The sequence below is a fragment of the uncultured Boseongicola sp. genome (genome assembly GCF_937988555.1).
In the GTDB taxonomy this organism is placed as follows: Bacteria; Pseudomonadota; Alphaproteobacteria; order Rhodobacterales; family Rhodobacteraceae; genus Boseongicola.
In genome coordinates this window covers 1-8591 of sequence record NZ_CALJXO010000314.1, presented here as the reverse complement: position 1 = coordinate 8591, position 8591 = coordinate 1, and the positions used below count along the sequence as shown (strand labels likewise).

6 protein-coding genes and 2 pseudogenes are annotated in these 8591 nt (G+C 53.5%); 4 read left to right on the top strand and 4 right to left on the bottom strand.

From position 1 onward, the window contains the following. Window positions 1-54 precede the first annotated feature (54 nt). The 3 genes from Q1B15_RS18795 to Q1B15_RS18790 all read left to right on the top strand — a co-directional run bounded on the left by Q1B15_RS18795 (window position 55) and on the right by Q1B15_RS18790 (window position 1508). Complete coding sequence (locus Q1B15_RS18795) at window positions 55-429, top strand: DUF3703 domain-containing protein (protein ID WP_299756657.1); 375 nt, start codon at window positions 55-57, stop codon at window positions 427-429. Then, entirely contained in the window at window positions 426-998 is a 573-nt protein-coding gene (locus Q1B15_RS23555; protein ID WP_366141752.1) for a recombinase family protein, read from the top strand. The genes Q1B15_RS18795 and Q1B15_RS23555 overlap by 4 nt, the downstream gene beginning before the upstream one ends. Before the next feature lie 249 nt (window positions 999-1247). Continuing rightward, complete coding sequence (locus tag Q1B15_RS18790; RefSeq protein ID WP_299756655.1) at window positions 1248-1508, top strand: hypothetical protein; 261 nt, start codon at window positions 1248-1250, stop codon at window positions 1506-1508. A 337-nt stretch (window positions 1509-1845) separates the two neighbouring features. On the opposite strand, the gene Q1B15_RS18785 is transcribed toward Q1B15_RS18790, so the two are convergent. The 4 genes and pseudogenes from Q1B15_RS18785 to Q1B15_RS18770 form a co-directional block, all read right to left on the bottom strand. Next, window positions 1846-5241 (bottom strand): acyl-[ACP]--phospholipid O-acyltransferase, encoded by a 3396-nt coding sequence (locus Q1B15_RS18785; RefSeq protein ID WP_299756653.1) that lies wholly within the window; start codon window positions 5239-5241, stop codon window positions 1846-1848. A 789-nt stretch (window positions 5242-6030) separates the two neighbouring features. Continuing rightward, a pseudogene (locus tag Q1B15_RS18780) lies at window positions 6031-6666 on the bottom strand (DUF2585 family protein). Window positions 6667-6921: 255 nt separating this feature from the next. Continuing rightward, on the bottom strand, window positions 6922-7203 hold the full coding sequence (locus tag Q1B15_RS18775) for a YiaA/YiaB family inner membrane protein (RefSeq protein ID WP_299756651.1): 282 nt from the start codon (window positions 7201-7203) through the stop codon (window positions 6922-6924). A 72-nt stretch (window positions 7204-7275) separates the two neighbouring features. Continuing rightward, window positions 7276-7956 (bottom strand): PspA/IM30 family protein, encoded by a 681-nt coding sequence (locus Q1B15_RS18770; RefSeq protein WP_299756649.1) that lies wholly within the window; start codon window positions 7954-7956, stop codon window positions 7276-7278. 197 nt (window positions 7957-8153) lie between these two features. On the opposite strand from Q1B15_RS18770, the pseudogene Q1B15_RS18765 reads away from it, so the two are divergent. Continuing rightward, window positions 8154-8591, top strand: a pseudogene (locus Q1B15_RS18765) (IS6 family transposase); the annotation flags it as partial.

Here is an 8591-nt window from a genome sequence, read left to right as displayed (position 1 = left end):
GGCGGGCGCTCAGGTGAATCAACCCGGTTGCTACGGTGCCCGTAAGCGTGGAGTGTGCCCCACCAAACGCGTCGTCATGATCTCCAGAATCCCCTGCCGTCGTTCGCTGTCTCCGTTTTAGGGTCTCCGATCCGTCCCTATGTGCGGGCAGAACTCGACGCCGCCGCCGACAGGGGCGCAGATTTCGCTGCGAACTTCCGGAAGCTTGAGCGTGCGCACGTTTTGTCCCTGGTCTCGACGGGCGAGCACGTGCGGGTCCACTGGCACATGCTCGTCTGGGCAGTGCGGCAGCGCGATACCCGCGAATTCTTCGGCCTGAGTCTTCGGAACATCGGCGCGGCCACGAAAACCGCGATTGGACTGGGACCAACGGGAAACACCGGCGGCTCGAACATCGGCCCGGATACGATCCCGATGGCCGCGCCCTGAGTATCAACCACACCGAAGCAGAGACAGTCCTCACGCTCTATGGCCTCTATGAAGAGTGGGGCGCCATGAGCCTGGTTCAGGAGGCTGCCGGACGATTGCGACTTCGCTCCAAATTGAGGCGTGCTCCTGATTGCAATCTCAGGGGCGGCAAGATCATGTCGCGCGGCCAGCCACACCATATCCTGACAAACCCGATCTATGCCGGTCGCATTCGCCATAAGAGACAAGTCTTTGATGGCCAGCACCCCGCCATCATTGATCCTGAGCGATGGGATGCCCTGCAGGCTCGGTTGACCGGCAAGGCTTCGAAGTCACGGAACACCAAACAGCACCATGATCCATCGCTGCTCGCGGGCAAGATTATTGATGAGGTTGGCGAGCGCCTGACCCCCAGTCACGCGCAGAAAGGGAAAAAGTGGTATCGCTATTACATCTCGCAAAGGCTGGTGACGGGTGGAAACCCGCGCGGAAGAGAAGCAGCGCACATAGCGCATCCCTGCGCCAGCATTGGAGGCTGCGATTGCACGTGCAGTTCAAGACCGAATTGGGCAGCTTGCCCCCGCGACTAATATCCAAATGTTCCCGGGGACCGAAACTCCAATACCTGAAGCGCGCGAAGCCCTCACAATCGTGGAACGGGTTTGGATCGCTCCGGGAAGCCTGACGATCGATCTCAATGCCAGTCAGACCCAAAAACTTGTTGGCGCTGAGCCGGAATGTGATCCAGAGGACCTCCCTCGCGAGCTGCCGTTCAGTGAGCGTCAAAGAGGCGTTGAGATGAAAACATTGTTGGCGACGGTGCTGCTAATGTCGATCAGGTGCTCGTCGAGAATGTCGCACTTGCCAATCAATGGCATCGGCAGTTGAAAGACGGTGAGAGTTATGAGGCTATCGTCGCGGGTACCGGTACATCCAAAAGGCGGGTTCAGAAACTCATCGCTCTGGCGTTCCTGGCACCTGACCTTGTCCGCGACATTACGAATGGTACGCAGCCTCTGGGGCTGACGTCCGACTGGTGCCTGCGCCACGAGCTTCCGGCCGAGTGGAAAGCGCAACGCGAGCGCATCGCAACCCTCTGAATGCACCGCTTCGCGTATCGCGGAAATCGCCAGTCCAGACACCTGGGGAATTTTGCGCCGTTAACGCGTTGTACGGGCCTCCGCAGCAGCGCCCCCACTCCACAACCCACCGAAACTTGGGCACTATCTGGCGCTGCGTCAGGTATCGCGAGTTTTATGGAACTGCCTGGCTGTGGACCCAGTCTCGTGCGAACCGGTCTCGGGTCTGATTTCCCTGTTGAACAGGGAAGGAGGCGAGTTCCAAAGACAGCGAAATTGAGAATACTTTTTCATCCAGAGAGGTCACTAAACGCCCTGCCCGTCTCAACCAAGTTTCTTCTTACAAGTCCATTGATGCTCATTCTGCAGCGAGGGCGTTTAGTGTCGCGTAATCCAGCTTTCCGGTCCCTAGCAACGGAAGGCAATCCACCACCCGAATGTCGCGTGGTATGGCGAGTTCTGCCACGCCGTTTGCTCTGCACCATACCCGTAATTCATCAGCGTTGGCGGCTTTTTCAGTTGTGAACAGAACCAGTTGCTCGCCTTTGCGGGGATCAGGTCGCGACACAACTGCGCTCTCGGCGTTGGGCCAGACAGCGGCAACGTACCCTTCAACCGCCGGAAGCGATACCATCTCTCCGCCGATTTTGGTGAAGCGTTTCACCCGGCCGCGGATGGCCAAAAACCCTTCGTCGTTGATTGTCACGATGTCTCCGGTGTCATGCCAACCGTCCTTAGGGGGCTGCAGGACGCCAGGTGCGTCTGCCTTTAAGTAGCCGGCCATAATGTTCGGCCCGCGGACAAAAATACGCCCGCCTTCCTCAATGCCTGGCACGGCTTCCAGTCGCGCTTCAATACCGGGCAACAAGCGACCGACGGTGCCCGCTTGAAAATGCATTGGTGTGTTGACGGCAATAACTGGGCCGGCTTCCGTGGCGCCATAACCTTCAAGAATACGTAACCCAAACTTTTCGGAATAGGCCTTGCGGGTTTCGTCCCTTACGCGCTCGGCACCAGCAAATATGTAACGCAGAGAGTAGAAATCATAGCTGTGAGCCATTCGTGCATACCCAGCTAGAAAAGTATCGGTGCCAAAAAGAATTGTGGCGTTGGAGTCGTAGACCAGAGCGGGAACAATGCGATAATGGAGGGGGTTAGGATAGAGAACCGTCCGCACGCCGTGAAGCAGCGGAAGCAAGGTGCCACCGGTCAGCCCGAAGCTGTGAAAGATCGGCAACGCGTTCAAAACAGTGTCAGATGCTGTAAAGTCGATCCTTGCTGCAAGCTGGCGGCAGTTTGATAAGAGATTACGGTGTGTCAAAACCACACCTTTGGGCAAACCTTCAGACCCACTTGTGAAAAGGATGACAGCGGCAGCATCCGGTGAAAAGCCCTGTTTTTGATGATTGTGTCGGGCGAATTTGCTGGCGACGAGGGCCCTGATTTTTTCGACAAAGCCGATCTGCGCGCCAACATCTTCCAGCCAGACGAACTTAATACCTTCGCCTTCCAAAGCGGTGACGATGTCGCTCAAGCCTGCTTGATCAATAAAGGCCCTTGCCGTGACAATGGTGCGCAATTCCGCAGCAGCACAGGCGGCCTTAATGTTGGCCAAACCAGCCGTATAATTCAGCATTGCCGGAACGCGACCTGTTGCTTGCATGGCAAAGAACGCTACGACTAACCCGTTGACGTTTGGCATCAACAGCCCCACGGCCTCACTTTTTTTTGTGAGTCGCGACAATGGCTTGGCAAGTGCCAGAGAAGACGTAATCAACTTAGCGTAACTCATAGGTTGCCGCTTGATGTCTTCCAATATCAACGCCTTGCCGCCGAAGATGTGTTTGGACTCGAGTAACGCGCTGAACAGCGTTCGCTCGGTGTCAGAGGTATCGAATATCATTTGGCTCATCGCGTCATAAAGGCGATGTCCTATAATTGCGCGCCGTCCACGTGCGGTCATCTCTCCTTCGACGTCAAAGCGCTGCGGTTCCAAAATGGTCAGTGAGATTTTGGGGAAAATACGCTGACGGACCTTGCCCCGTAGCCGCGAAAAATGCGTATATTGCGCCCCGTCAATGCGGACGGGAATGATTGGTGCGTTTGCTTTCGACGCAATGAGGCCAGGACCGTCAAAGACTTTCATTAGCGCGCCAGTAACAGTGATGCGGCCTTCGGGAAAGATGACCAGCGTCCGCCCGTCACGTACAGCTTTCACCATGGCTTTTGTCGCCATTGGGTTGGTTGGATCAACCGGAAAGGCTTCGAATATCGGAAGAAATGGTTTGATCCACCAAGCTTTTGCTATCTCTGCGTTCAATGCAAATGTCGGCTTTCCGGGCAGGAATGCCCCAAGAAGCAAGCCATCCAGGAATGAAACATGGTTCACGACAACGACAGCGGGTTCGCCGGGTTTGGGCATGTTTTCCAAACCAGTTACCTCAACACGGTACAGCAGTTTTAAAAGCCCGCGAACCAACGACTTGAAAACAATTTCTGGGAGCAACCAGCACGAGACAAAAGCGACTGCCAGTGTGGACAGGCCGAGGACGCCGATGATGTTTTGCACGCTCATCCCCCAGTTAACCAACAGCACTGAAACTATGGTAATCCCAACAACAATTAGCGCACCGACTATGTTGTTGGCGGCGATCGTACGCGATCGTTCTTCAGGGGCACTGCGCGTTTGAAGTATCGCGTACAGCGGCACAACGAACATTCCTCCCGCAAAACCGATCCCGAAAAGGTCGATCATTATGCGCCAACTGCTAGGAAAAGCAATAAACCCGTTGATACCATTGTCCGCCGAGAGCCCTTGGTGGCCACGGGTCGATAGCCACAGATCAATCATGAAAGCTGCGAGCCCAAATGCGGAAGCAGGTACAAAGCGCGCCGACACTTTACCCGCAAGCAGTTTGCCAACTGTCAGCGAGCCGAGTGCAACGCTGACTGAGAAGATGACTAAAAATAGAGTGGTTACTTCTTGCTGCGCGCGCAAGACACCGCTGACGAGCGGCGTAAGCTCGGACAGCAAGATTGCTCCTACGGCAAAAAACCAACCGATACCAAGGATCGACAGCCAAACGCTGCGGTTATGCCGGGCCCCCTTTATAATGCGCCAGGTGCTTGCAACGATATTCAGCTCTATTTTTAGGTTTTGAGCTGTCGCAGGCGCACTTGGTACCGACAGACTGGCAAGAAAACCTACCACGGCCAACCCTGTAGCGATTATCCCTGCAATCCATGGAACCATCACACCTGCTAGCAACTGCCCGGCCAGTATGGCAATAAACGTACCAGCCTCGACTAGCCCAGTCCCACCCATGACTTCGTCTTCATGTAAGTGTTGGGGAATGATGGCATATTTTATCGGGCCAAAAAAAGTTGACTGCAGGCCCATCAAAAACAAGGACGCAAGCAAGATTGGAATCGACTGCAAGTAGAATCCGCCCAAAGCCAGAGCCATTATGCCCACTTCAGCTCCTTTGACTATTCGCATCAACTTAGCTTTGTCATAGGCGTCCGAGATTTGTCCGGCTAAAGCGGAAAAGAGAAAATAGGGTAGAATAAACAACCCTGTCGCGATCGTTGCCAGCAAAACGGCCTTGTCGGGTTCTGCGGCGTAGATTCCAAAACTGGCAAGGAACAGCATAGAGAATTTTAAAAGGTTGTCGTTAAATGCACCAAGAAACTGAACGATAAATAGAGGTGCAAAGCGACGTTTCGTAAGTAAAGAAAACTCGGGCGTTGCCATTTTTTTTCCTATTTCTTTATTGCTTAGCCTAATTTTATTGATCTAGCTAAATATTCATTTGGGGCCAAGCTTGACCGCGCCGTTTGCGCCTCCCGTTTGAGCGAATAGTTTGATAACTTAACGAAGCCTGCATCCGCCTGCGAACCGGAGATCTGCGGAACTGCGGACGCGGCCGAAGCCGGGAAGAAGGCAGGCCGAAAAGGTGCTGACAAGAGCATCGCGAGTGACCAGCATTTCTTTGGTTGAAGATAAGTCACGCGAGTGATGGTCCCCAGCGCACCCAGCCAGAGCAACCGCAGCTCCAAGTGCCACCGTAGCAACAGCGCACCTAAGTGAAATGCAGCGCTTGGAACTCTCCAGATCTGCGCCTTCTTGAATGTGCTCTGAACTCGCGACTCTTACGTTCCGCTTGGAAATAAATCCGCTCATCTCAACCTTCCATCGACTTTGTGAACATTGTTCATATGAGTAGATTGCACGATTCTGCGCGCCGGTCAACAAAAATGAACATCGTTCATATCATGACGCAAGTAAGCCGTCAGAGCCTTTGAGACAGAGCGGGTGACACGAAGCTGCTGGACAGATTCGAACCGGTCTCGGCTTTTGGGAAATTTCGCTTGTCTAAAGTCAGCGCCTATGTGTTCAAACTGCTGACCCCATTGTGCTGACCATCCAGACGCCGTTCCCACAGCGCCGCCTTGGCGTAGAGCTGAAGCGGATCATCGATATCCTTCCTTACGCCGGGATGGCAGGCTCACCCGGAACATCACACTGGCAGCATGCCTGTGATCAGCCCCGCCTGAATGGTCCATTTCTGATTTGAGATTCCGCCATCGATTGTGCCGTCAGTTTGTCTCGACCTGGGTTTGACGCTTGTTGCCAGTTTTCAATCACTTCGAAACGGTGAACCAACATGATTGCCTCCAGCAGTAGACTGTCGCGTGCAATGAGGGCCGCGGTAAGTTCGAACACCACAATCAGGATCACTGTCATGATCGACGGTAGCGAAAGCCCGACAAAGAATCCTGCCAACATGAATACATAGTCGGAAACTGCATTGAGAACCGAGTCGCCGATGTATCCTTGGTTCACAATCGTATCGCGAAACTGATCCAGAACGAAATCTGTGTGTTCCACAATCTCCCAACCGGTCCCGGTTACGATGGCAACAGCGAACAGTGTGCCAAACTAAACCTTTGGGAAAAGGAGGCGACCAAGAGCCGCTATGATCACACCGTGGACGAAATGACTTAGGGTGTACCAGTCGGCAAAGTGTTGGGAGTTGCCGCTTGACCAGATTGAACCGACCCAGAGGTTAATCTCGCCGCAGGTGCAGATCAGCGGTTGCCCCCAAAACCATAGGATCGAGAAAATGAGCAACCCGCCAAGAACTGCGGCGGCGGTAAGTGTTCGACGATCCGTCATTGGTCTTATTGCTTTCGTTGCGGTCGCGTGCCAACGCTAACACCCAAGAGCGCAATCGCTCGGCAATTGGCGCATGGAATTAGTTGAGTGCAGCTTTTTTACATAAACGTCATCACCTTAGGCATCAGAATGACCGGGTTGATGAACTTCGGGCGGCTGTTCAATTGAGAGAACTCTGCCGTGGAAGTCGGACGTTCGTTTTATCATTGGGTCAAGTTTGCCGAGGCTCACGATGAAGCCCCGGCAACTCTTCAATTAAACAGAGTCGGACGAACTTGCTTCAGCAAGCAGGCGCTCGGTTTGCGCATCTTCAATCTTGTTGTGCAGCCGCGCGCTTTCTTCAGCATCGCGAAGTGTCTTTGAAATAGCTGCAGTTGAACTGACCAACATAATGGCAGCCATCGCATAAAAGCCTTTAGCGGCGAAGCTTGCATCCAGGTTATAGATACCGGCGGCCATCAACGAGCCCGCCAGCAAAAACTGAGCGTATGTGAAGTAGTTCCAGGCAATCGATGGTTTGTTGATATATGCATTCATGGTCTTAGTCCCTTTGTCTGTGTTTCGTACGTATTGCTTTGCGTTTTCGAAGTTGGTTGGAGCTTACGACCGCTACTTGGCAGCTTGCTTTTTCAATCGTTCCAGCACGGCTGTGCTGTCGGACCTAAGCGGCGTTCCGCATCCATCGCCAGCCATTCGCTTAGCCAACTCATCGGCGTTGTCGCCCACCGTTAATTCGACCAGCGCTTCGGCCGTGGCTTCGGCATGCTCCTGCCGCTCTTGCAGTCTCTTCAAAGTGTATTCAGCGTCCTTCAAATCGTTGATCGTGCCGGATGGCATCTTTCCACTCAGACGCTGGGCCTTGTCTTTGGCCTCGGCCAAATGCTGTCCTTGCTTCATTTCGCGAAGGCATCCTTCGCTTTCAACAAGGCAAGCTTTCAAACGAACGATCTGCGTGTCGTAGGTCGTGATTGCCTTTTTCGTCGTGTCGCGTTCGACTTCAAGTCGCGCAATTGTTTGGGCCGCCTCACCCGCTAGGTCTTCTCGATCTTTCGCCAAAGCGTCCAACGCACGCTTCTCAAGATCAGCAATCTGAGCCTCGACCCGCGTAAGTGCCGCCTTTTCCCGCTCCGCATAGGCCATGACGACCGCAACCGATTTGCGGGATCTTGCGACGCCTTGTGCAGCGTCGCGCATTTGTTGACGCAGCAGTGCCATGGCGTTCGCATCAAGCAGAGCCGTGGAACTGTCATTCATACGGCCACGCGCTAAAGTCACAAATTGTTTGAACATCTTAGTGCCTTTCCTTTTTTGAACATTGTTCATAAATTACAGATAAGACATTTTTGAGCATTGTTCAAGAATTATTTGAACGATGTTCATACATTTCGTCATGTCTGACGCCAGCGCCTGTGGGACAGAATTGAGGATTTAAACGGCATTGTCACGTTAACTCGACGATCGATCCAACGACGGGTAATTGTCGTTGAATGAGAAAGATTTCCTACGCACGCCACCGATTTCCACCATCGATAATCCAACGAGCCGTCTGGCTCTACTTTCGCTTTCCGTTAAGCTTTCGTGCCGTTGAGGAAATGCTTGCAGAACGAGGGATCCATGTGAGCTATGAAACGATCCGCCGCTGGATCTTGAAGTTCGGTCCGGCAATCGCCGCCAACGTCAGAACCCGCAGAGTTCAACCTTCGGGAACCTGGCATCTCGATGAGGTTTTTTGTCCGAATTGCTGGCCGGCGAACATATTTGTGGCGCGCCGTAGACGATGAAGGCGAAGTTCTTGAAGTCCTGGCCCAATCTCGCCGAAACAAGAGTGCGGCCGTTAAACTTATGCGGAAACTCTTAAAGAAACAGGGCTACATTCCCGATGGGATTGTCACAGACAAGCTGGGGTCATATTCGGCGGCCCTTCG